The following is a 23,681-nucleotide window of genomic DNA, read 5'->3' as shown; positions in this document are numbered from 1 at the left end:
CTCTTATGACAGCAACCGTGGCGATCGGCGAGTTCGCCCGCCTCACCCATCTGAGCGTCAAGACGCTGCGGTATTACCACGAGATCGAGTTACTCGAACCTGCCGCGGTGGATGTCGGCACCGGCTACCGCCGATATTCCACCGACCAGGTGGAGCGAGCCCATCTGATCCGCCGCCTGCGCGATCTGGACATGCCGCTGCCGGAGATCCGCACCGTGCTCGCCGCCGCCGATCCCGCCGAGCGCGACGCCGCGCTGCGGGCGCATCTGATCAGGATGGAGGCGGCGCTGGATCGCACCCGCGAGGTGGTGCTCTCGCTGCGCGCCCTGCTCACCGCACCCCCACCACCGATCGAGGTCGACTACCGGATCGAGCCCGCGTTCACGGCGCTCACGGTCACCGACCACGTCGAGCACACCGCCATCGCCGATTGGTGCGGCACAGCGTTCGAGCAGCTGTACATGATCCTGCTCGAGTCGGGCGTGGATCCGGGAGGCGTTGCTGGCGCGACGTATTCGAACGAGTTCTTCACCGAAGACAACGGCGCGGTGACCGCGTACGTACCGTTGCCGCCCGGGGCCGAATTCGTCCCCACCCGCGGCTTCGCCATCGTCGACTTCCCGGCCCGCCACTTCGCCGTGGCCGTACACGACGGCCCGTTCGAAGACTTCGACCGCACCTATGGCGCACTCGGCAGCCACGTCGCCGAGCACGGCGCCGCACTGCCCGACGAACCGGTCCGCGAGCGCTATCTCGTGGGACCCGACATCACCGATAACCCGGCCGAATATCGCACCGAAGTGTGCTGGCCGATCACCGAAGGAGACATCTGATGACCATCGTCCTGGCCAACATCACCATGGACTGCCACAACGCCACCGCCCAGGCCGAGTTCTACGCACAACTGCTCGATCTGCCCGTAGACCCGGAGGCGTCGCAGTTCTTCGCCACCGTCGGCAAATCCGCCGGCCACGCCCCGACCCTGATGTTCATCCAGGTCCCCGACAAGACCCCTGGCAAAAATGTGGTTCATCTGGATTTCCACACCGCGGAGTGGGCCGAGTACATCGAGCGCGCGATCAGCCTGGGCGGCAAGCACATCGGCGACTTCGACGAGTACGGCATCCAGTGGACCACCCTCGCCGACCCCGAAGGAAACCTCTTCGACATCGGCAAGGACTGACCGACTCCGGAGAACTGGGTTCAGGCCAGTTCGCGCGAGAGGTTGCCGAGCACCTCGGCCTGAATCTTCTTCAGGCCGAGCGGGGCGAAGATGCCCTCGAAGATGCCCGCGATGCCGCCCGCTCCCTTCCAGGTGGTCTCGACGGTGACCTTCGAGCCGGTGCCGTCGGGGGTGACGGTCCAGGTGTTGACCATGGTGGAGTTGGCGTCGCGCTCGGTGAGGACCGAATCCGCCACCGTGACGGTCGCGCGCACGTTGCGTGTGCGCTTCTCGGTGGCCTGCAGCGTCCACTCCACCACGGTGCCCGCGCCGTTGCCGCCTTCGACAACCTTGTAGTCGCGGTAGTGCGAGGAGAGAATGCGCGGCCGAATCGTCTCGTAATCGCCGATCGCTGCGAGCGTGCGCTGCGGATCCGCGGCGACGACGATCGAACTGCTGGCGCTGACCTGTCCCACTGTTGACTCCTTGCTGGGGGGTGTGGCGATATCTCGACCGGGTTACATCCTGCCCTGTCTCGCACCGGTTCACCCGACCAGGTCGGGGCGGCGCGGGAACATGTACGTGACTTTTTGTCGCGGCGCGCAAGTATCCGGTGGCCGGGCGGACGGGGTCGTACTAGCGTCAAAGGGGTGGCAGTGAGTCTTTTGGGTAGGGCTGGTCACGAACCGGCCACACGCGAGTCCGGATATGCCGCGCATCGGGCGGGTGTGGAGCGACTGCTGGCAAGCTATCGCGCCATCCCACCCGGTGCCGTCGTCCGGCTGGCGAAGAAGACATCGAACTTGTTCCGGGCCAGGGCGGCACCCACCGCGCCCGGCCTCGACGTGTCCGGCCTGGGGCAGGTGATCGCGGTGGACCCGCGAGCCCGCACGGCCGACGTCGCGGGCATGACCACCTATGAGGACCTGGTGGCGGCCACTCTCCCCTACGGGCTGGCGCCGCTGGTGGTGCCCCAGCTCAAGACCATCACCCTGGGCGGCGCGGTGACCGGCCTCGGCATCGAATCGACCTCGTTCCGCAACGGTCTGCCCCACGAATCCGTCTTGGAAATGGACATTTTGACCGGTTCCGGCGAGATCGTCACCGCGACACCGACCGGCGAGCACGCCGACCTGTTCCACGGCTTCCCCAACTCCTACGGCACGCTCGGATACTCCGTCCGGCTGAAGATCGAGCTCGAACCCGTTCTGCCGTTCGTGGAACTGCGGCACGTGCGCTTCCACGACTTGCGTGAGCTGGAAGCCGAACTCGATCGGATCGTCGTCGAACGTCGCTTCGAGGGCGAAGATGTCGATTACGTCGACGGCGTGGTGTTCAGCGCGAGCGAGAGCTACCTGACCCTGGGTCGCCGGACCGAGGAGCCGGGGCCGGTCAGCGATTACACCGGCATGGACATCTTCTACCGCTCCCTGCAGCACGCCGACGGCGTGACACGCGACCGGCTGACCATCCACGACTACCTGTGGCGCTGGGACACCGACTGGTTCTGGTGCTCGCGCGCGTTCGGCGCCCAGAATCCGAAGATCCGCAGGCTCTGGCCGAAGTCGCGCCGCCGCAGCAGTTTCTACTGGAAACTGGTCGCGCTCGACCGCAAGTACCACATCGATGACCGCAGGCAGGCCCGCAAGGGCAACCCCCCGCAGGAACGCGTCGTGCAGGACATCGAGGTGCCGGTCCAACACACCGCCGACTTCGTCGAATGGTTCCTCCGGGAAATACCTATCGAGCCGATCTGGTTGTGCCCATTGCGCTTGCGTGCGCTCGACGACGCGCCGGCCACGGACGGTGCCCGTCCGTGGCCGCTGTATCCGCTCGAGCCACAGCGCACCTACGTCAATGTCGGATTCTGGTCGGCGGTGCCGACCGAGCGAGGTCAACCGGAAGGGGCGGCCAACCGCGCCATCGAGAAGATCGTGTCCGCGTTCGACGGACACAAGTCGCTCTACTCGGACTCCTACTACGACGAAGCCGAGTTCGCCGAGCTCTACGGCGGCGACACCTACACCGAACTGAAGACCCGTTACGACCCGGACCAACGACTGCTGAATCTGTATTCGAAGGCGGTGCAACGCAAGTGACGACATTCAAGGACCGATCCGAGGTATTGGCAGAGCTGGGGACCCGGCTCAACATCGCCGAGGTCGTCGAAACCCTCGTAGACGGCGACATCCCTGTCCGCCTGACCGCCTACGACGGCAGCACGACCGGCCCGGTGGACGCGCCCTTCACCCTCGAGATCAAGACCCCACGCGGCATCAACTACCTGGCGGGCGCCCCCGGCGACCTCGGCATGGCGCGCGCCTACATCGCCGGTGACATGATCGCCGAGGGGGTGCATCCCGGCGACCCGTACGACATCTTGAAAGCCATGCAGGACATGAAGTTCCATCGTCCTTCGGCAATGTCGCTGGTCACCATCGCCCGCTCGCTGGGCTGGGAGCGGCTCAAGCCGATCGCACCCCCGCCGCAGGAGACACTGCCCCGGTGGCGCCGGATCGCGCTGGAAGGCTTGCGTCACTCCAAGACTCGCGACGCGGAGGCGATCCACCACCACTACGACGTCTCCAACAAGTTCTACGAGTACGTCCTCGGCCCGTCGATGACCTACACCTGTGCGGTGTACGGCAATGAGAACTCGACGCTAGAGCAGGCCCAGGAGAACAAGTACCGCCTGATCTTCGAGAAGCTGCGCCTGAAGGAAGGCGACCGGCTGCTCGATATCGGCTGCGGCTGGGGCGGCATGGTTCGCTACGCGGCACACCGTGGTGTGCGGGTGATCGGGGCGACGCTGTCGGCCGAACAGGCCGCCTGGGCACAGCAGAAGATCGCCGAGGAAGGTCTCAGCGAGCTCGCCGAGGTCAGGCACAGCGACTACCGCGACATCCCCGAGGGCGAATTCGACGCCGTCTCCTCGATCGGCCTCACCGAGCACATCGGCGTGCACAACTACCCGTTCTACTTCGGCTACATCAAGGACAAGCTGCGGGTGGGCGGGCTTTTCCTCAATCACTGCATCACCCGACACGACAACACCCGCACCACCAAGGCCGGCGACTTCATCGACCGCTACGTCTTCCCCGACGGGGAGCTGATCGGTTCCGGCCGCATCATCGCCGATATCCAGAACGTCGGCCTCGAGGTGCTGCACGAGGAGAACCTGCGTGAGCACTACGCGCTGACACTGCACGAATGGTGCAAGAACCTGGTCACCAATTGGGACGAGGCCGTCGCCGAGGTCGGCGAGGGCACCGCGAAGGTGTGGGGGCTGTACATGGCGGGCTGCCGACTGGGCTTCCAGCGCAATGTGATCCAGCTGCACCACGTGCTCGGCGTGAAGCTCGATTCGAGCGGCAACTGGGATGTCCCGTTGCGCCCGTGGTGGCAGCCCTAGCACGCCGCCGTGTTCTCGGCGCGCCTCCGCCGATGGACTGACCGAAGGGTGCGACGAAGGAGTGCCCGTAGGGAGGGAAGAGGTGGAGTTCAGCGCCGAGAACCGCGGCACCAGCCGCCAATAAACACAGAGAACCGCGGCGCCAGCCGCCAAGATTATTGCAGTAGTTCGTCGAGGAAGTGACTGGGCAGGTCCCGCAGGATCGGATGCTCCTGCCCGTCATGGGACTGCGTGCGCAACACATGCAGCAGGCCGACCACACCCGGCCCCGCGTCCAGCAGCGGTCTGGTCCAGCCCAGTTCGGCGCAGGTGCGCAGGACCGGCAGCACCAGCCCGGTCGCTTCCCCGACCCACCCCGCCGACGCGAGACATTCCGCGAGCAGCAGGGTCGCGTCCAATTCCGCGCGTGGACGGGCTTGGTCGAGCGTTTTCGCGTAGATCACCCTGGCGTGGCGGGCGGCGCGATCGTCGGCACGCAGCCGCTGTTCGGCCAGCAGGATGCGGATTTCGGCGATGCCACGCGCCTCGGTGATCAGCGCGGCGGCGCCCTTCTTACGCCGTGCGCCGTTACCGGAGGTGTCGGGAACGAAGCCGTCCTCGCCGGTGGGGAATCCGAGCCTGGACCGTTCGGCCCGCACATGGGCATCCAGGCGGGCCAACCCGTTCTCCGCGGCCACGCGCGCGCCTTCGTCGAGGCGCGCCGAGGCCGTGTACTGGTCGCCGAGCGCGGCCTTCACCCTGGCCCCGATCACGAAGGTCGCGATCAGAAAGTCGACCGGACCGACCCGGGTAACCAGCTCGTGGCTCTCGTCGAGCAGCCGATCAGCCAGCACCAGATCGCCACGGCGATAAGCCAATTCGCCGAGGAGCGCGGCCGCGATCCGGGCGGCGTCCGAGCGCGGCCCGGCCTTGGTCCGCGCAGTCTCGTAAGCCTGCTCGAAAAAGGTAGTAGCAGCGGCGATGTCGAGTCGCTCGTAGGCGGCGTCGCCCAGCGCGCACAGGCCGAATACCGGACCGAGCGGGTCCTTCGACTGTGTGTGATAGTCGGCGGCCCAATCCTGTAGCTCGGTCACCGCGTCGAAGTCGAACTCACACAGCCGAACGAACGACATCAGATTCGCGGCGGTCGACACCGTCCAGGCAGGCAGGTCGCCGGGTTCTGCCAACACGGCGGCCAGGGTGTCGGCCACCTCGGCGATGTCATCGTGGGCTACCCGGTCGGCGGCATCGAGCACCGTTGCCACGCAACGCTGTTCGGTCAGTTCCGGCTCACCGGGCGAGCTGCGGGCCAGCAGGTTCGACAGCCTGCCGAGCGCGCTGCGGGCGGTCCCGGTCTGCTGCATGTTCATATTTGCCCTGGCTACCGCCATCAACAGCTTCGACCGTGACGTCACCTGCTGCACAGGCAGTTTCGAGACGGTGCCGAGCAGGGTGGCCAGCCGGGAACCGTCGATCAGGTCCATGCCGCCGCTTTCGAGCAGGTCGGCGGCGAGTTTGAGATCGGTCGCCGCCAGTGCGTGATCCACGGACTTGCGCAGCAGTTGATGCTCGGCGTACCAGCGAGCAGCCTTGCGGTGCAGCATTTTCGAACGTCCAGGATGTTCGCGGTCGAGCCGGGCGCGCAGGTGCTCGGCGAACAGCGGTTGCATGCGGTACCACTCCGGGTCGTGCTGGATCCGGTGCAGGAAGAGCTCACGCTGCTCGGCTTGTGCCAGCAGCGCGGCACCGTCGGGCACGTCGGCGAGCAGCCCGGCCAGGGAGCCGTTCACCCGCTCGACCACCGAGATCGCCATCAGGAACTCGAGCTGCTCCGGCGCCAGCGCGTCGAGCACGTTCTCGGCCAGGTACTCCCGCATCCCGTGCCCGCCCTCGGCGAGCGAGGCGAGCAACTGCGCCGGGTCTGCCTTACCGCGCAGCGTCAGGCTCACCAGCTGGATCGCGGCGGGCCAGCCGTCGGTCGCGACGTGGATCTGCTCGACCTGCTCATCGGTGAGCGCGAAACCGTTGCGTTCCACCAGGATCTGGCGGGTCTCCGATTCGGTGAGCCGCAGCGCGGCGGCGTCCAGCTCGACCAGTTCGTCGCGTACCCGCAACCTGCTGATCGGCAGACCGGACTGATCGCGACTGGTGATGACGAACCGCACGTGGTGGCAGCCGTTGTCGAGCAGGGTCGCCATCGCCCGTTGCACGCCGGGGTCGCGCACGCGGTGCCAGTCGTCCACTACGACGACCACCGGTTGCCCGCTGGCGTGGATCTCATCGATCAGGGTGGCGATCACGTAGGCGACGGCGTCGGCGGGACGCTCCTCCAGCACCTGCTCGAGCCCGGCGCCGACATCGGGGCGCACCCGGCGGATGGCCTCGATGAGGTGGGCGAGGAACCAGATCTCGCTGTCGTCGTCCTGGTCGACACCCAGCCAGGCCACCGGAATACCCCGGGTGGCCAGATCCGCGCGCCACTGCGTGGCGACGGTGCTCTTGCCGAAACCGGCGGGCGCGTGAATCAGGGCCAGTCGGCGCTCGCCGCCCTCGCGCAGCACGTCGAGCAGGCGCTGGCGGGGGAAGGGCTCGCGCGCGGGCGTCGGCGGGCGGAATTTGGTGGCGGCGGTCGGCGGCAGGGTGCCGGTCGTCGTGCTCGGCATGGGTACCGAGGGGCCGACGGTCTGCAGTGTCAGCGGCCAACTGCGGCGGCCGGTGACCGATTTCAAGACCTCTGATGCGTCCTCGGTGGTGTCCTCGGAGTCGAGCAGCGCCATTTCGTCGGGCATCTGGCCGTGGGCGCGCTGAACCTCACGCAGCATTTCGCCGAACTCGTAGGCGGAGGAAGGACGGTCGGTCGGCTCGGGCGACATGGCCTTTTCGATCACCGCGGCGACGTCGCTCGGGATGTCCTGGGCGCGCAGGTCGGGGACGGGCTGGGTGGTGATGCGCAGGAACTGGGCGACCACCTTCTCCCCCGATTGGCGTTCGAACGCGGCGTGGCCGGTCAGCAGGGCGAACAGGGTCGCGCCGAGGCCATAGATATCAGACTGAACAGTCGGTTCATTGCCCCTGAGCACTTCCGGCGCGGTGAACGCGGGCGAGCCGGTGATCAGGCTGCTCGACGTCTGGAAACCGCCGGGGATGCGGGCGATGCCGAAGTCGGTGAGTTGCGGTTCCCCGTAGCCGCTGAGCAGTACGTTCGCCGGTTTCACATCCCGATGCAGAATGCCCGCCCGATGCGCCGACTCGATCGCCGCGGCCAGCTTCACCCCGGCTCGCAAGGTATCCGACCAGGTCAGTGGGCCGCGATCGTGGATGAGGCGTTCGAGCGAGCCGCGCGAGCAGTACGGCATCACGATCAGCGGCAGCCCGGTCTCGGTCACGTCGACCTGCAGGATGTCGACGATATTCGGGTGACCCGAGAGCCTGCCCATCGCCTGTTCCTCGCGCAGGAACCGTTCCCGGCTCTCCACGTCGATTTCCGAGGACAGCACCTTCACCGCGACGACTCGATCCAGCGCAGGCTGTAAGGCCCGGTACACCACACCGAACCCGCCGCGCCCGATCTCCTTGGCTCCCGTGAGGCCCATGACATCGAGTTCGGCGATCACCGCCTCGTCGGGCACCCCCGGCGCCATCGTCCGCTGCGTATTCAGCCCCACCGGCGCCGCCTCGGCCAGCCCGCGCTGCATACGCGTCTGCTCCGGATCCATGTGACCACCTCTCACCATCGGCGTCACCGGCGTTTCGGTCGGTATGCGGGGTTGTCACCGACATCACCGCACATATCCAAGCTAGCGCGATCCGGCGTCTATCGGGTGGAGATTCGACGCTGTGGCGGCAACGGTTGTCCGAACCGCGGCACAACACACCGCGAGCGCGATCAGCGCGGTGCGACGACCCGTGGGCGACAACGCGATCCACCAACGAACTGGAGATCAGTCGGTCGCCTTCGGATGCCCAGTACCGGCGACCACGATCCATACGATGCGCGACTCGGCGTCAGGGCAGTACCAGATTCGCCCACCTCCAGTAACTTCGTACTGCCACTGGTCGAGCAGCTTCCCACCCACGACGTGAGTCGAGAGAGCGCCCTTGAGTTTGTCCTGGCGAGCAGGGTTTTCCGGTTTTGTCGGGCGCTCAGTCAACACGATCCATGCCTCCCAGGTGCTCGCGCGCGCCGATCGACATAGCTCCTCCCAGCCCTTCGCTGCTGCTGTTGTGGCAAATCGCGCCTCCCACATGCCGGGACCCGCAGGCGGCGCGACTCGGTCACCTCGCTTCGGCGACATTGCTAGTCCACCTCGGGTTCCGGCACCGGTCCGAAATCGGTGTCGATCGGCGTGGTCAGTTGTTCGACGAGGTCCGGGTCTGTGTAGATATATGCCGTATTGCGCCACGCGTGCACGGTATTGGCCAGCATCGACCATTCGCCCAGCTCTGCCGATGCTTGAAAGGACCGCGCGAATTCCCTGACAAACAACACCCGATCGGCCTCGGGAAGCAGGTCTACCCAGGGGAATTCATCGATCAATGCTGCTGCAGCGATATCTGGTGGCAGATGTGTAAGGACGTTGCGCAAGGCTCTGGCCGCCGCCATTGCGCCTTCGGCCTGCCCTTGCGCCCGATCCTCACGCATGAGTAGCAGCGCAGCCCCGTCACGACGCCGAACCCGCACGTCGCCTTCATCCGCGAGCCGAGCCACCTGCTTCGGGTCGCGCTGCAACTCGCTCCATTGCACCTCGGTGATCATGCCGCATACCTCAGCCATCGGGAAGGACTTCTGAATTTTTTCAGAAGTTCTGTGTCAAGTATGACACGGCGTTCCCATAACCCACGGTTTATGGCGGAGCCTCACCTGTCAGACGCGTGGCGAGGCCATCTGTAGCGGACGGTCAGAGGTCAGTACAGTCGATGGCACGACTCGGGCGGATAGGGAGCGCGTCGAGCGGATTGGGGGGAGTTGGTTATGACGTATCCGTCGGGGCAGCAGGATCCGGCGCCTTGGGGGCAGCCGCAGGAGTACGGTGCCGCCGGTCCGAAGCCCTATGCGCAGGAGATCGCGCCGCTCGGACCGCCACCGAAGTCGAACGCGGGGTGGATCGTTGTCGCGCTGGTGGCGATCGCCGGGTTGGCCATCGGCGCCGGGCTGCTCGTAGCAGCCGGTCGGGACAGGGTTGCGGGTACCGCGGTGGCCGCGTCCTCGAAGGCTACTTCCACCACTGCCGCGAAACCGACAACGACTACCAAGCCGAAGCCCAAGTCGGGGGCGAAGTTGAGCTATGCCGACTATGAGGGGCCGTGGGACTTCAAGCTCGGCGCGGTCGAGATGAACGCCGACTGGGTGGAAGGACGCGATCACGACAACTGCGCCGCGGTCGAGAAAGACGGGAAGCTCACCGGGCTCGGGTGTCAGTACGCGGTCGAGATGCTGCTCTCGGCCGAGGCCGGAGCAGTGAAGCTGACCCAGTTCGTACTGGCGATGCCGGACGCGGCGGCGGCTGAAGCGGCGGCCGACAAGATCGAGCAAAAGGATCTGAAAGTGCGCCCCGCAGGCATGATCGACGACTTCGAGACCGGCAAATGGAAGGCCGGGGCATCGAAGGAATTCGTGGTGATCACGCTCGTGACCGCGACCGCGGCTGTCGATTCGGCGCTCGTCGAGAAGTACCTACGATACCGCCACGGCGACATCGTCGGGGCGCTCGGCTTCCGCTAGCGGCCTTGCTACTAGCCCGAAGGCCGACTACGCCAAGCGCTGACAACGAAAGAACGCCCGCCACCTCGGTGAGGTGGCGGGCGTCGGCGATCCGGCGCGAAGACCGGAACTACCTACTTACTTGCGCAGCGAGGCCGGGACCTCGAAACGCGGGCCGAACTTCGCGGCCAGCTCGTCGGCGCGGGCCACGAAGGCCTCCTGGCCACCGGGGTAGCCCACGATGAACTGGTGCGAGCCACCCGACCAGGCCGGGAAGCCGATGCCGAAGATCGAGCCGATGTTCGCGTCGGCGGTGCTGGTGAGCACGCCTTCGTCGAAGCACTTCTGGGTCTCGATGGACTCGGCGAACATCATCCGGTCCTTGAGGTCCTGGAAGGTGACACCCTCCGGAAGCTCACGGCTCGAGTTGAAGATCTCGCGCAGGTCGTCCCACAGGCCAGTGGCCTTGCCGTCGACGTACTCGTAGAAGCCCGCGCCGCCCAGCTTGCCGGTGCGCTTGTGCTCGTCGACCATCGAGTTGACGACCTTGGAGGTCGCCACGTTGGCCGCGTTCAGCTCGCCACCGGCGGCCAGGACGGCGGCCTGGGTCTCCTTGTAGATCTTCTGCATGGTGGTGAAGTTCAGCTCGTCGCTGAGCTTCAACGGCGCGGCCGGGTAGCCGGCCTGCAGACCGGCCTGCTCGATGGTGGCCGGGTCGATGCCCTCGGCGACCATGGAGATGGCCTCGTTGATGAAGGTGCCGATCACGCGCGAGGTGAAGAAGCCACGGCTGTCGTTGACGACGATCGGGGTCTTCTTGATGGCGAGAGTGTAGTCGTACACCCGGGCCAGCGCCTCGTCAGAGGTGTTCTTGCCCTTGATGATCTCCACCAGCGGCATCTTGTCCACGGGGGAGAAGAAGTGGATACCGATGAAGTCCTCGGAGCGCTTCACACCCTCGGAGAGCAGGGTGATCGGCAGAGTGGAGGTGTTCGAGCCGAGCAGGGCATCGACGTCGACGATGTCCTCGATCTCCTGGAAGACCTTGTTCTTGAGCTCGGGGTTCTCGAACACGGCCTCGATGACGAAGTCGACACCCTTGAAGTCGGCCGCGTCGGCGGACGGGGTGATGCGAGCCAGGAGCGCGTCGGATTTCTCCTGGGTGGTCTTGCCACGCGAGAGCGCCTTGGCCTCGATGGCCTCGGCATAGCCCTTGCCCTTGACGGCGTTGGCGAGCTCGACGTCCTTGAGCACGACCTCGTAGCCGGCCTTGGCCGAGACGTAGGCGATGCCCGCGCCCATCATGCCCGCGCCGATGACACCGATCTTCTTGATGTCGCGCTTGGGCACATCCTCGAACGACGGACGAGAGCCGCCACCGTTGATGTGGTTCAGGTCGAAGAAGAACGCCTGGATCATGTTCTTCGCGACCGGGCCGGTCAGCAGGCTCGTGAAGTAACGGGCCTCGATCGTCAGCGCGTTGTCGATGTCGACCTGCGCGCCCTCGACCGCCGCGGCCATGATGGCGCGCGGGGCGGGCATGTTGGCGCCCTTGATCTGCTTACGCAGGTTGGCCGGGAACGCGGGCAGGTTCGCCGCGAAGGCCGGGGTGGACGGGGTGCCACCGGGGATCTTGAAGCCCTTCTTGTCCCACGGCTGGGCGGCCTCGGGGTTGGCCGCGATCCACGCCTTGGCGGCGGGAACGAGTTCCTCGATGGTGCCGACGACCTCGTCGATCAGGCCGATTTCCTTGGCCTTGGTGACGCGGTGACGCTGACCCTGCAGCAGCACCTGCATCAGCGCGTTCTGCAGGCCGAGCATGCGCACGGTGCGGGTCACGCCACCGCCACCGGGCAGCAGGCCGAGGGAGACCTCGGGCAGGCCGATGGCCGAACCCTTGACGTCGGCCGCGATGCGGTAGTGGGTGGCCAGCGCGATCTCCAGGCCGCCACCGAGGGCAGCACCGTTGATGGCGGCGACGACCGGCTTGCCGAGCTGCTCGAGGCGACGCAGCGGGGCCTTGACCCGGGCGACCATCGCCATGACCTCGGCCGCGTTGTCCGGGCCGACTTTCATCATGTTCTTCAGATCGCCGCCGGCGAAGAAGGTCTTCTTGCCAGAGGTGAGCACGACACCGGTGATGTCGTCCTTCTCGGCCTCGAGGCGGTCCACGGTCGCGACCATCGAATCGAGGTACGCGTCGTTCATGGTGTTGGCACCCTGGTTGGGGTCGTCGACGGTCAGCACGACCACGCCGTCGGCGTCCTTCTCCCAGCCGATGATGTTGTCAGTCATAGTTTTTCGTTCTCTCCTATGAGAAGTGAAGTCGGCCGAGGCTCAGACGCGCTCGATGATGGTGGCAACGCCCATACCGCCACCGATGCACAGGGTGATCAGGCCGTAGCGCGCGTTGCGGCGCTCCAGCTCGTCGAGCACCGTGCCGGTGATCATGGCGCCGGTGGCACCGAGCGGGTGGCCCATCGCGATCGCGCCACCGTTGACGTTCAGCTTCTCGTCCGGGACGTTGAGGTCCTTCTGGAACTTCAGCACCACGGAGGCGAACGCCTCGTTGATCTCGACGAGGTCCATGTCCTCGATCGTCAGGCCTGCCTTGGCCAGTGCCTTCTTCGCAGCCGGGGTAGGACCGGTCAGCATGATGGTGGTGTCCGCACCCGAGGTGGCGGTCGCGACGACGCGGGCGCGCGGGGTCAGACCCGAGTTCTTGCCCGCTTCCTCGTTGCCGATCAGCAGCAGGGCGGCGCCATCGACGATGCCCGAGCTGTTGCCACCGTGGTGGACATGGTTGATCTTCTCGATGTAGGTGAACTTCTGCAGCGCGACGGCGTCGAAGCCACCCATCTCACCGATGCCCGCGAAGGCCGGGCCGAGCTTGCCCAGGTCGGCGGCGGTCGTGCCGGGACGCATGTGCTCGTCGTTGTCGAGCACGACGAGGCCGTTCTGGTCCTTGACCGGCACGATCGACTTGGCGAAGTAGCCGCCGGTGGTGGCCTTGGCCGCCAGGTCCTGCGAACGCACGGCGTAGGCGTCGACGTCATCGCGGGTGAAACCCTCGATGGTGGCGATCAGGTCGGCCCCGATACCCTGCGGCACGAAGTAGCCGTCGTAGTTGGTGGCCGGGTCCAGCGCCCAGGGGCCGCCGTCGGAGCCCATCGGCACGCGCGACATCGACTCGACGCCACCGGCGATCACCAGGTCGTCGAAGCCGGAGCGAACCTTCTGCGCGGCCAGGTTCACGGCCTCGAGGCCGGAGGCACAGAAGCGGTTGAGCTGGAAGCCGCCGACGGTGTCGGGCAGACCCGCGATGGTGACCGCGACGCGGGCGATATCCATGCCCTGGTCACCGACGGGAGTGACGACACCGAGGATCAGGTCCGAGATCTGGTCCTCGTCGAGGTTCGGGAAACGGCCACGCAGCTCCTGGATCAGACCAACAGTCAGATCGATCGGCTTGACCGAGTGCAGCGAGCCGTTCTTCTTGCCGCGGCCGCGCGGAGTGCGGATGGCCTCGTAGATGTAGGCCTCTGTGGTCATATCGGAGTGTTTCCTTCCTTGGGGTGCGGTGGCCGCACGAACGCCACGACCAATTGTCTCGACGCCGTACAAATCCCGGCAAGCACCAGCGGAGCATAGAACCATGCTCTTCCGGTGATACCGGCCACCCGTTCATACTACCGTGGTGTGCGAACTCCGGTTAACTTAACGCGGTGCGGACGGTGGCTGTCAACCATCCAGACTCTTTGCTCCGAACTGTTCACGTAGCAACGCCAGAGCGACCTCGTCCGGGTCTTGACGGTCACCGGGAGCCACCGGCACCGCGGCGGCGGCCAGCATCTCCCGTTCCTCTTCGGGGGTCGGCGGGGCGAGCACGGCGGCATTGCGCGCGGAATCGGCGCCGGAGCGGGACTCGGACCCACTGTCCGGGCCGGGATCATCGGGTAAGTCGGGGAAATCGGGCGGCGGAATGTCATCGTCGGATGGCCGGTTCGCCCGGTTCGTCGACTGGTTGCCCCCGGCCTGACTCGGCCGGGAGAATTTCGGCCGCCCCGCGGGCTTGCTCTCCGGACTCGCCGTTCCCCGTGCCGCCCCGGTCTTGGCGGCGGGCGCCGGTCGCGGCGCGGGAGCTCCGGTCTCCCAGCGCACATTCAGTTCACGCCCGAGCACCGCCCGCACGGCTGAACGCACCGCATCGATATTGCGCGGATCGGACAACCGCTGCGCCAACGGCGCGCTCTGATGCGCGAACACGATCACGTCACCGTCGACCCGCGACACCGCCGCCCCCGACAGCAACGCCTGCAACGTAGCGCCGAACTCGCGCACCCGGCCCTTGATCTCCGGCCACGCGGCATCGACGATGCCGACCAGATCCTCGGTCGCCGCCGGTGGCTGCGCGGCGCCGACCCGCGGCTCCGCCTGCACAGGGGCCGCCTCGACCGGCGACGACGCTGCGCCGACAGCCGACTCGGGTTCGGGCTGAGCCGACGAATCCGCCTGGGGTGCTACCGCTTCCGGCGCCGAGGTCGGTTCGACGCCAGCGCGACGTGAGCCGGTTTCGGTCGGCCGTCCGGAGAACTGCTCGGGGCCAGAGCTTTCCGACCGAATACGGGAGTCGGACGGCGCTGTCCTGACTGTTTCAGCCGGGGGAACACCTGCCACAAGTCGTTGGGGGGCAACATTTTCCGAAGGGCCTTCACCGACGCCCTGCCCGGAATCGACCGGTGGTGAGGTAGGCGACGCGGGCGGCGCGACTGGCGCAAGCGATGCGGACTGCGCGGCAGACATCGGCGGTGCGGACTGTGCGACCGGCGCAGGCGGTGCGGGCTGCGCGGCAGACATCGGCGGTGCGGACTGTGCGACCGGCGCCAGCGATGCGGGCTGCGCGGCAGGCACAGGCGGTGCGGGCGGCTCAGACACAGTCCGGGCCTGCACGGACGGCGCTGACTGCGTGGGTGCGGGCGACGGAGGTGCGGACTCAGCGAGCGGCGCAGGCTCGGCCGGCGCGACGCTCGGTGCGGGAATTGCGGGCGCCGTGGCGGGGGGCTTCTGTTCCGCGACAACGGGGCTCGCGACGCCAGCTGCCGGCGAACCGCTGGTCGCCGCTTCCTTCTCGGCGCGGGCGGCGGCGAGAAGTTCCGCGCCGCGGCGGCCGCTCGACGCGGGTGCGGACGGACGTTCAGCGGGTGGCTCACCCGCGGCGGGGCCGGGACGGGCCGGAGCGGGGACCGATCCGCCCGCGAATCCGCGTTCCAGGCGTTCCAGGCGCTGCAGGGTCGCCGACTCGGCGTCGGAGACCGAGGGTAGGAGCATGCGGGCGCAGATCACTTCGAGGAGCAGGCGCGGGGCGGTGGCGCCGCGCATTTCGCCGAGGCCATCGTGCAGCAGTTCGGCGTAGCGGGTGAGGGTGGCGGGGCCGAGGCGTTCGGCCTGGTCGCGCATCCGTTCCAGCACGTCGCCGGGGCCGGAGACCAGGCCGCGGTCGGCGGCGTCGGGGACCGCGCGCAGCAGGATCAGGTCGCGCAGTCGTTCGAGCAGGTCGACGGCGAAACGGCGCGGATCGTGGCCTGCTTCCATCACCTGGTCGACGGTGTTGAACAGGGCGGCGCCGTCGTTGGCGGCCAGCGCGTCGATAGCGTCGTCGATCAACGCCACATCGGTGACGCCGAGCAGCGAGACCGCGCGCGGGTAGGTGACACCGTCGGGTCCGGCACCCGCCAGCAACTGGTCGAGCACGCTCAGACTGTCGCGCGGCGAACCACCACCGGCACGGATGACCAGCGGATACACCGCCTCCTCCACCGGCACATGCTCCTGCTCGCAGATCTTGCCGAGCAGTCCACGCATGGTGGCGGGCGGCAGCAGACGGAACGGATAGTGGTGCGTGCGTGAGCGAATCGTCGCCAGCACCTTGTCCGGCTCGGTGGTGGCGAAGATGAAGATCAGGTGGGCGGGCGGTTCCTCGACGATCTTGAGCAGCGCGTTGAAACCGGCCGTGGTGACCATGTGCGCCTCATCGACGATGAACACCCGATAGCGCGACTCGGCAGGCGCGTAGAACGCGCGATCGCGCAGCTCACGGGTGTCGTCGACGCCACCGTGGCTGGCCGCGTCGAGCTCGATGACGTCGAGATTGCCTGTGCCGCCGGGCCCGAGCGCCACACACGACGAGCACGTACCGCACGGTGTCGAGGTGGGTCCGTCCACGCAGTTCAGTGAGCGCGCGAGGATACGAGCGGACGAGGTCTTGCCGCAGCCACGCGGCCCGGAGAACAGGTACGCATGGCTGATCCGTCCGGTATCCAGCGCTGTACTCAGCGGGTCGGTGACGTGCTCCTGACCCACTACTTCCGCGAATGTCGCCGGTCGATACTTCCGGTACAGAGCCACGACCCACAGGCTACCGAGAGCGTCCGACAGGGTTTATCGGCGGCTGGCACTGTGCGGTAACGCGGTAACGAAGCAATGAACGAACTGTGATGCAAATCACATTGAATTGCGCGGTCTGAAGCGTAGGAGCAAAGCGGTCCAGTAGGTGCAACGGCCGAGCTATCGACTGCCATCCGAGCGGCGAATACACTGTCGACCAATCCATCGACCCTGGTAACACCGGAAATGCGTACCTGTTCCCTGGTTGACGGCCTCTTACTGGATGTAACGAAACCATGAACCGTCGTGACAGCGACGCAAGTGTCTGGCTACCGTGGATCTCGGCAACTTCGGTGGCCAAACCTTCATCAGGTTGGTGACCCCGGCCGGTCCCTCATCCCGACCGGGGCACAACCTTCGCGCACCGATCGCTCCCCCACCGCATCGACCGGAGGAACGTTTCATCGTGCTGTCGTGTGATGACATCGCAACGGCCTGGCTGGCCCACACCGACTTCGCTGGCGACAATGCCGCGGTCGGGCTATTGAGCCGGGCGATCAGCCCCCAAGACTTCGACATCAAACGCGACTCGTTACCCGTCGCGGCCGCGGCCGACCCGGCGACCGCCGACGCCATCCTGCAACTGCTCGAACGCGGGCAGGTACCCACGATGGCGGCCATCCGCACGCTCACCGCGCAGAACGAGATGCGCCGCGAGGCCGAGCGGATCGAGCGGCTCGGCCGCCGTGCCCAGCGCAGCATCGACGAGTTCGGTCGCATCCTCGCCCGCCTCGCCGCCGCGCATTGGACCGAGCACAATATCGGCCCGACCAGGCGCGACATCCTCGCCGATGCCGAGGTCTGTGAGCTCATCGCCGAACGGGTGGGCGAGATCGCGCCGTCGGCGGTGAAGCATCTGTGGCTGATCGAACGGGCGCAGCGCGCCGGCTGGATCGCCTCGAACGCGGGCCCTGGTTCGCTGTGTCCGGCGCGGCGCTGGCACACCGCGAAATACGGCAATCGGGTCTCGCAGAAGCCGGTGAACATGGTCGGCAAGCTGGTCGCGGGCTTCGTCGTGGAACACACCGCCGACCGGGGCAAGCCGCCGAGCTGGGCGGTGCTCGCCCGCGACGCGCGCGACGATCGCGGCCGCCGCGTGTTCTTCGACGTTGCCGACGCGCATGCCCAGCGCCGCTGGCTCACCACCGCCGAATGGCTAGCGGACGGCGATGACCTGCCCATTCCCGGCAAGCGCGGCGCGCGGGCACTGGCCAAGGAAAACCGGGCCTAGCGCCGCCATCCGCGGTGAGTGTTCGGTAACTTTCTCGCAACGCATTCACGCGTGAAAGGAGTTACCGTGCCCGCAACGATCGACCCCGCGGCCACTGCTTGGCTACTCGCGGCTACCGCCATGGTGCTGTTGATGACGCCGGCACTGGCCGTCTTCTACGGCGGGATGGTGCGCTCGACCGGCGTGCTGAACATGCTGATGATGAGCTTCATCGCGATCCCGCTGGTCACCGTGGTCTGGCTGGTCGCCGGCTACAGCCTGGCCTTCGGCGACGACGCGGGCGGTGGCCTGATCGGCAATCTCGAGCACGTCGGGCTGGCCGGGATCAACCCCGACTCCGTCCGCGGCACCATTCCGGAGCTGCTGTTCGTCACCTTCCAGCTGACGTTCGCCATCCTGACCGCCGCCCTGGTCTCGGGCGCCATCGCCGACCGCGCCAAGTTCGCGGGCTGGATGGTGTTCGTTCCGCTGTGGACCCTGGCGGTGTACGCGCCGATCGCGCACTGGGTGTGGGGACCCGACGGCTGGCTGCTGAATTTCGGCGCGCTCGACTACGCGGGCGGCCTGGTGGTCGAGATCGCTTCCGGTGCTTCGGCCTTGGCCCTGGCGCTGGTCCTCGGGCCGCGGATCGGTTTCAACATCGACGCGATGCGTCCGCACAACCTGCCGTTCGTGCTGCTCGGCGCCGGTCTGCTGTGGTTCGGCTGGTTCGGTTTCAACGCGGGCTCCGCGCTGGGTGCCACCGGTGCCGCGGCGGCGGTCTTCCTGAACACCTTGGTCGCGGGCAGCCTCGGCATGCTCGGCTGGCTCCTCGTCGAACAGCTCCGCGACGGCAGGCCGACCACCTTCGGCGCCGCCTCGGGTGTGGTGGCCGGTCTGGTCGCGATCACCCCGTCCTGCGGCGTGGTGAACACCTTCGGTGCGGTCATCGTCGGCCTGGCCGCCGGTGTGGTGTGTGCCTTCGCGGTCGGCTGGAAACACAAAGCGGGCTATGACGACTCGCTCGACGTGGTCGGCGTGCACTTCGTCGGCGGCATCGTCGGCACCGTCCTGATCGGCCTGCTGGCCACCCAGGTGATGACCGGCGGCGTGAACGGCCTGCTCTACGGCGGCGGCTTCGCCCAGCTCGGCAAGCAACTCGTGGCGGTGCTCGTGGTCGCGGCCTACGCCTTCGCGGTCTCGTGGGTGCTCGGCAAGGGCATCGACAAGATCATCGGCTTCCGCGTGAGCAAGGAAGACGAAACCGCGGGCATCGACTTCGCCCTCCACGCCGAAACCGCCTATGCCGAAGGGGTTCACGGCAGTTCGCCGCGCCGCTTCGGCGAAGGCCACTACGGGAATTAACTGACTTCGTCGGCGGGTGCCAGCCAGGTGTTGCATTGGAAGTTGCGGTTCTTCGTGTAGCCCTGGTTGTACCAATTGCCGTTGTGGTCCGAGGTGCCGTGATCGCGGTGGCGGCCGTTGCCGTCACCGCGGTTGTAGTTGTGTTTCACCGCGGCGTAGCCCTCCTGCGAGGTCCAGGAGCCACCCGCCTCGGACGAACCGATGTACATACCGCCGAAACAGCTGGCCTGCAACTCCATTCGACGTGAGGTCTCCAGTCCATCCGACGACATCGCGCCCTGCTCACGGCGCTGATTCGACGAGGCCTGCATCAGGCCGGTGAGCCCCTGGACGTGGTGACCGTATTCGTGGGCGTAGACCGACAGCGCCTCCATCGGCGGATACGGGGTGTTGTGTATGACCAGGCCCGCCGTCGACATGTAGATGGTGCTAGAGGCGCTGCAGTAGAACGCGTCGCTGGTGGAGCCACCGCACGGCGACGACAGCTGTGAAGGCTGTTCCGCGACAACCAGACCCGGGCTCTTGAACGGCAGATTCGCGGCGGCCAGATTCGACCGCCACATCTGATCGAGGCAGACCTGCGCCGCCGCGAAGAAGGCCTTGGCCACCGCCGCGTTGGTCGACCAGCGCGGCAGATCGCAGTCCATGTTCGTCAGGCCCGCGTCGTCGTTCTTGAACAGCGGATGCTGACCGAGAGCGATAACAGGTTGCGGCCCTGCGGGTTTAGTTGTGGTCGGCGCGGTGGTGCGCGCGGTGGTCGTGGCGCGCGCTGACGTCGGATCGGTGGTCGGCACCGGCGAATTCGAGCTGTAGGTGAAACTCGGCGGCGTCGTCTTGGCGACCGAACCCGGCGAGCTCTGCTCGGACAGAGTCACCGCGGCGATCAGCAACCCGATGACCCCGAACACGGTCAACACCGTCAATACGGCACCGACCGCTCCCGATCCACCCCGACGCGGCGGCGGATACCCCTGCGGCGCATAGCCGTACGGCGGCGGCAACGGCCTCCCGTACGGCGGCATCGCGGGCCGACCATACGGTGGCATCTGCCCACCGTATGGTGGCATCTGCCCGCCATACGGTGGCATCTGCCCGCCGTACGGTGGCGGCATTGGCCTGCCATAGGGCGGCTGCGGAGGAGGCGGGGGATACATCAATCACCTTGACAACTGATCACGCACGGACATGGGTAACTCACCGGGAACGGGCCAACTCACCCCACACCCCACCGTCGGCCGCCAACGCTACCTGTGCGGCACACAAGTCCGGCTAGAAGGCGCGGAGAGGCGGGACAGCTAGTTCACTTCGCTCGCGGATACTGTGAAGGTGTTGCACTGGGCTGTGAGGTTGCGGTCGAGGCCGGTTTCGAACCACTGGCCGCCGTGCTCGGCGGTGCCGTGGTCGCGCATGTCGCCGGGGCCGTCACCGCGGCCGTAGGAATCCTTGGTGGCGACCGTGACCTGCGACGAGGACAGCGAGCCGCCGCCCTTCGACGAGGCGATGAACATGCCGTCGAAACAGTTGGCCTGCAACTCGACTCGGCGCGAGAGCTCCAGCCCCTTGGCTGAGCGGGCGCCCGCGTCGACGCGCTCGCTGTTGGCCTTGCGCAGAATGCCCGACTGGGCCTGCACGTGGTGGCCGTACTCGTGGGCGAACACCGACAGGTACACGACCCAGTTGTCGCGGAACTGCTCGGTCTGCAGCTGGCTGATCGGCATGTAGATGGTCTTGTTCGCCGGGCAGTAGAAGGCGGCGAAGTTACTCGTCGATCCGGTGCACGGGGTGGAGATGCCGTCGGTGGTCGCGGTGATGTTGAGCGTCGGCGACTCGAAGGGCAGATTGTTCTCCGCCAGTAGCGGTTTCCACGCCGATTCGAGGCACGTCGCGGCCGATTCGAAGAAGGCGCGTGCCTTGTCCACCTGGGTTCCCCACGGCGCGTAGTTGCACGATGCCGGGACCAGGGTGCCGTCGGAGTCGGTGAGCAGCGGGTTGTCGCTGGTCGCGGCGGGCGCGGTACCGGGCTGTGGAGTGTAGGTGGTGGTCGGCTTGGGGCCGATCGCGCCGATGCCGAAATCTACGCCGGTGTTGACGGCGTATTTCACCAGACCACCGACCAGCAGGAAGATGACAACGAGGATTGCCGAGGTGAAGCCACCACCGCGTTTACGTGGCGGCGGAGTCGGCCTGCCCGGCGGACCGTAGGGCATGGGCGGCGGGCGATATCCCGGCGGCGGACCATACGCCGGACGCTGCCCGTACCCCTGTGGATAACCCTGCGGCTGTGGATAACCTGGCTGCCCATATCCCGGTTGTGGCCGATATCCCGGGGGCGGACCATAGCCGGGGGGTGGTGGAACCGGTCGTCCACCTGGGCCATTCGGCCCATAACCGTACGGTGGTTGAGTCACTCCCCCGTGCCCCCCTCGTCTCATGGTTCGTCGACAGCCGCTGACGCAGAATAGCAAGCTGTCTAGAGTAGGCACCCATGCTGACTTTTCGGGGGGGCGCCGCGGGCGCGCTGCTGCTCGCTGCGGCGGGTTTGCTCGTGGCCGCGCCGGTAGCCCACACGCAGCCCGAGACCACCGGTGTTTCGATCACCGCCGACCTCACGCTCACCGAAACCGGTGTGCTCGAGGTCATTGAAACTGTCGCGGTACCTGCCGATGGAAATTTCACGATGTCGCTGCCGCTGCGCCTGAAGGTCGGTGACGATGTCGAGCGGGTCTTCAAGGTCACCGATGTGACGGCGAGCGGCGCGGGCACCGCGACCACCGTCAACGATCAGTTCGTCGTCGAGGCCACGCCGGGCGAATCGAAGTTCACGTATTCGGTGCACAACACCGTCTCCGATATGCCCGGCACACAGGTGTTCCACTGGCTGGGCGTGCTCAACGCCGATATCGCCGTGCTCGACGTCTCGGTGATCAGCCCGAGCTTCCAAATGGGCATCGTGGACTGCAAACTCGGCTCCGCGGGCAATGCCAAGCCGTGCGCCGATGTCCACACCGAACCCGACGGCGTGCTCTATCTGCACCAGACAAACCTGCGCAAGGGCGATGCCATCGACCTCACCTTGCAGATGCCCCCCGGCACCGTGCCCGCGAATGCCGATGTGCGCGGCGGAGGTACGGGTCCGTTCGCCTTCACCACACCCGTGCTCGCCGCGTTCGGCGCTTTCCTGCTGGCATTGGCGGGCATGATCGCCTATGTGCTGCTGGCGCGAAAGCGCGCCGCCGCCGCGGTCGCGGGCAGCGATGCCTTCGATCCGCTGATCCAGCAGGGCGGCCGCGTCGAGTTCACCTCCCCCGATGGTGTGCTCCCCGGCGAGGCGGGCCTGATCATCGACGAGCACGCCGATCCGGTCGACATCGCCGCCACCGTCGTCGATCTCGCCGTTCGGCGCTACCTGTGGATCACCCCGGTGAACGCGCGCGGCGAAGACGATTGGCGCATCAGCCGCGTCAACGCCCCCGACGACCAATTGCGCGACTACGAACGCACCGTCTACGACATGCTGCTCCCCGAGGGCACCGACGCGGTCGCCGTCCGCGAACTGCGCACCCCCGGCCGCCTGCAACTGGACCCGATCCGCACCGCCATGCGCAACGACGCCGTCGCCACCGGCGCCTTCGCCGACCCGAAGCAGCGGGCTCTCCCCCGCTGGATCGGCGCCGCCCTGATCGCCCTCGGCCTGATCATCACGGTCACGCTCGCCCTGACCGCAGGCCACGCCCTGGTAGGCGTAGCCATCGCCCTCGCAGGCGGCGCGGCGATGCTGCTCCCCACCTACCTCCCCACCCGAACTCCCCTCGGCGACACCGTCGCAGGCCGAATCCGCGCCATGCACCGCGGCCTCGACACCGTCACCCGCGACCGCATCCCCCCCATCGACCAGGAAACGATCTTCTCCCGCGCCCTCCCCTACACGGTGATCAGCGGCCGAGCCGACAACTGGATCCGCACCTTCCGCGACATGAACCCCGCCGCGGACTCACAACCAGGCCTCTACTGGTTCGCCGGCTACGACCGAGACCCCAACCTCCACCGCTTCGCCGCCCAATTCCCCTTCTTCATAACCGCATTGGAAGGCGCTTGTTCCGCCTCTCCGCGAATTTAGCGGGCCGACCGGGAGCTAACCCCGTTAGCTCCCGGCCTTACTTCGTGTAAGTAGCGGCTGGGAGGCGACAGGGGAGTTACCCATGTCCTCACATAATCAGTGGGTTGCGTATCCCCGGCCCACTAACCCGGCGAATAACCGCCAACCACCCCGTGCACCTCAGCCCGTCCCCGTCTTCCACAACCCACCCAACCCAACCACCGCACTCCCGACCCTTAGGGAGGGACGGCCACGAAGTGGCCGGTCCGCGGCCGGGTCGCCGGTTAGCGCTCGAAAGCGCTGAGCCGAAGG

The 23,681-nt window shown here is 66.9% G+C and carries 16 protein-coding genes; 8 read left to right on the top strand and 8 right to left on the bottom strand.

Translation table 11 applies throughout. From position 1 onward, the window contains the following. Nucleotides 1–5 precede the first annotated feature (5 nt). Both ACFWO8_RS23540 and ACFWO8_RS23535 read left to right on the top strand, forming a co-directional pair. Entirely contained in the window at nt 6–833 is an 828-nt protein-coding gene (locus tag ACFWO8_RS23540; protein WP_378961013.1) for a MerR family transcriptional regulator, read from the top strand. Then, nucleotides 833–1,183 (top strand): VOC family protein, encoded by a 351-nt coding sequence (locus ACFWO8_RS23535; RefSeq protein WP_378960979.1) that lies wholly within the window; start codon nt 833–835, stop codon nt 1,181–1,183. The genes ACFWO8_RS23540 and ACFWO8_RS23535 overlap by 1 nt, the downstream gene beginning before the upstream one ends. Before the next feature lie 20 nt (nt 1,184–1,203). Here ACFWO8_RS23535 and ACFWO8_RS23530 read toward each other — a convergent pair whose 3' ends face one another. Continuing rightward, on the bottom strand, nt 1,204–1,638 hold the full coding sequence (locus tag ACFWO8_RS23530) for an SRPBCC family protein (RefSeq protein ID WP_378960942.1): 435 nt from the start codon (nt 1,636–1,638) through the stop codon (nt 1,204–1,206). A 180-nt stretch (nt 1,639–1,818) separates the two neighbouring features. On the opposite strand from ACFWO8_RS23530, the gene ACFWO8_RS23525 reads away from it, so the two are divergent. Both ACFWO8_RS23525 and ACFWO8_RS23520 read left to right on the top strand, forming a co-directional pair. Next, complete coding sequence (locus ACFWO8_RS23525; RefSeq protein WP_378960858.1) at nt 1,819–3,261, top strand: FAD-binding oxidoreductase; 1,443 nt, start codon at nt 1,819–1,821, stop codon at nt 3,259–3,261. Next, a complete protein-coding gene (locus ACFWO8_RS23520; RefSeq protein WP_378960800.1) occupies nt 3,258–4,574 on the top strand; it encodes a class I SAM-dependent methyltransferase in 1,317 nt (438 codons plus the stop codon). Before ACFWO8_RS23525 ends, ACFWO8_RS23520 begins: the two co-directional genes overlap by 4 nt. A 155-nt stretch (nt 4,575–4,729) precedes the next feature. On the opposite strand, the gene ACFWO8_RS23515 is transcribed toward ACFWO8_RS23520, so the two are convergent. Continuing rightward, nucleotides 4,730–8,269 (bottom strand): protein kinase, encoded by a 3,540-nt coding sequence (locus ACFWO8_RS23515; RefSeq protein ID WP_378960694.1) that lies wholly within the window; start codon nt 8,267–8,269, stop codon nt 4,730–4,732. Between the two features lie 581 nt (nt 8,270–8,850). After that, nucleotides 8,851–9,309 (bottom strand): hypothetical protein, encoded by a 459-nt coding sequence (locus ACFWO8_RS23510; protein ID WP_378960595.1) that lies wholly within the window; start codon nt 9,307–9,309, stop codon nt 8,851–8,853. 216 nt (nt 9,310–9,525) lie between these two features. Between ACFWO8_RS23510 and ACFWO8_RS23505 the strand changes: the two genes are divergently transcribed. Continuing rightward, nucleotides 9,526–10,275 carry a hypothetical protein gene (locus tag ACFWO8_RS23505; protein WP_378960578.1) on the top strand — a complete coding sequence of 250 codons (750 nt, stop codon included), beginning with the start codon at nt 9,526–9,528 and terminating at the stop codon, nt 10,273–10,275. A 117-nt stretch (nt 10,276–10,392) separates the two neighbouring features. On the opposite strand, the gene ACFWO8_RS23500 is transcribed toward ACFWO8_RS23505, so the two are convergent. The 3 genes from ACFWO8_RS23500 to ACFWO8_RS23490 form a co-directional block, all read right to left on the bottom strand. Further along, on the bottom strand, nt 10,393–12,549 hold the full coding sequence (locus ACFWO8_RS23500; protein WP_378960560.1) for a 3-hydroxyacyl-CoA dehydrogenase NAD-binding domain-containing protein: 2,157 nt from the start codon (nt 12,547–12,549) through the stop codon (nt 10,393–10,395). Nucleotides 12,550–12,591: 42 nt separating this feature from the next. Next, complete coding sequence (locus ACFWO8_RS23495; protein ID WP_378960484.1) at nt 12,592–13,806, bottom strand: acetyl-CoA C-acetyltransferase; 1,215 nt, start codon at nt 13,804–13,806, stop codon at nt 12,592–12,594. Nucleotides 13,807–13,995: 189 nt separating this feature from the next. Continuing rightward, nucleotides 13,996–16,659 (bottom strand): DNA polymerase III subunit gamma and tau, encoded by a 2,664-nt coding sequence (locus ACFWO8_RS23490; protein ID WP_378960468.1) that lies wholly within the window; start codon nt 16,657–16,659, stop codon nt 13,996–13,998. A gap of 445 nt (nt 16,660–17,104) precedes the next feature. On the opposite strand from ACFWO8_RS23490, the gene ACFWO8_RS23485 reads away from it, so the two are divergent. Further along, nucleotides 17,105–17,929, top strand: coding sequence for a hypothetical protein (locus ACFWO8_RS23485; RefSeq protein ID WP_378960410.1), 825 nt, complete (start codon nt 17,105–17,107; stop codon nt 17,927–17,929). A gap of 66 nt (nt 17,930–17,995) precedes the next feature. After that, a complete protein-coding gene (locus ACFWO8_RS23480) occupies nt 17,996–19,273 on the top strand; it encodes an ammonium transporter (protein ID WP_378960392.1) in 1,278 nt (425 codons plus the stop codon). Here ACFWO8_RS23480 and ACFWO8_RS23475 read toward each other — a convergent pair. Together ACFWO8_RS23475 and ACFWO8_RS23470 are read right to left on the bottom strand one after the other, a co-directional pair. Further along, nucleotides 19,270–20,319, bottom strand: a complete 1,050-nt coding sequence (locus ACFWO8_RS23475; protein ID WP_378960307.1) for a neutral zinc metallopeptidase — start codon at nt 20,317–20,319, stop codon at nt 19,270–19,272. The genes ACFWO8_RS23480 and ACFWO8_RS23475 overlap by 4 nt on opposite strands. Nucleotides 20,320–20,568: 249 nt before the next feature. Beyond that, complete coding sequence (locus ACFWO8_RS23470) at nt 20,569–21,480, bottom strand: neutral zinc metallopeptidase (RefSeq protein WP_378960275.1); 912 nt, start codon at nt 21,478–21,480, stop codon at nt 20,569–20,571. 278 nt (nt 21,481–21,758) lie between these two features. On the opposite strand from ACFWO8_RS23470, the gene ACFWO8_RS23465 reads away from it, so the two are divergent. Further along, a complete protein-coding gene (locus tag ACFWO8_RS23465) occupies nt 21,759–23,390 on the top strand; it encodes a DUF2207 family protein (RefSeq protein ID WP_378960261.1) in 1,632 nt (543 codons plus the stop codon). Nucleotides 23,391–23,681: the final 291 nt, after the last annotated feature.

It is taken from the genome of Nocardia sp. NPDC058480, from assembly GCF_042720495.1.
Lineage (GTDB): Bacteria > Actinomycetota > Actinomycetes > Mycobacteriales > Mycobacteriaceae > Nocardia.
This window is presented reverse-complemented; position numbering and strand designations above follow the sequence as displayed.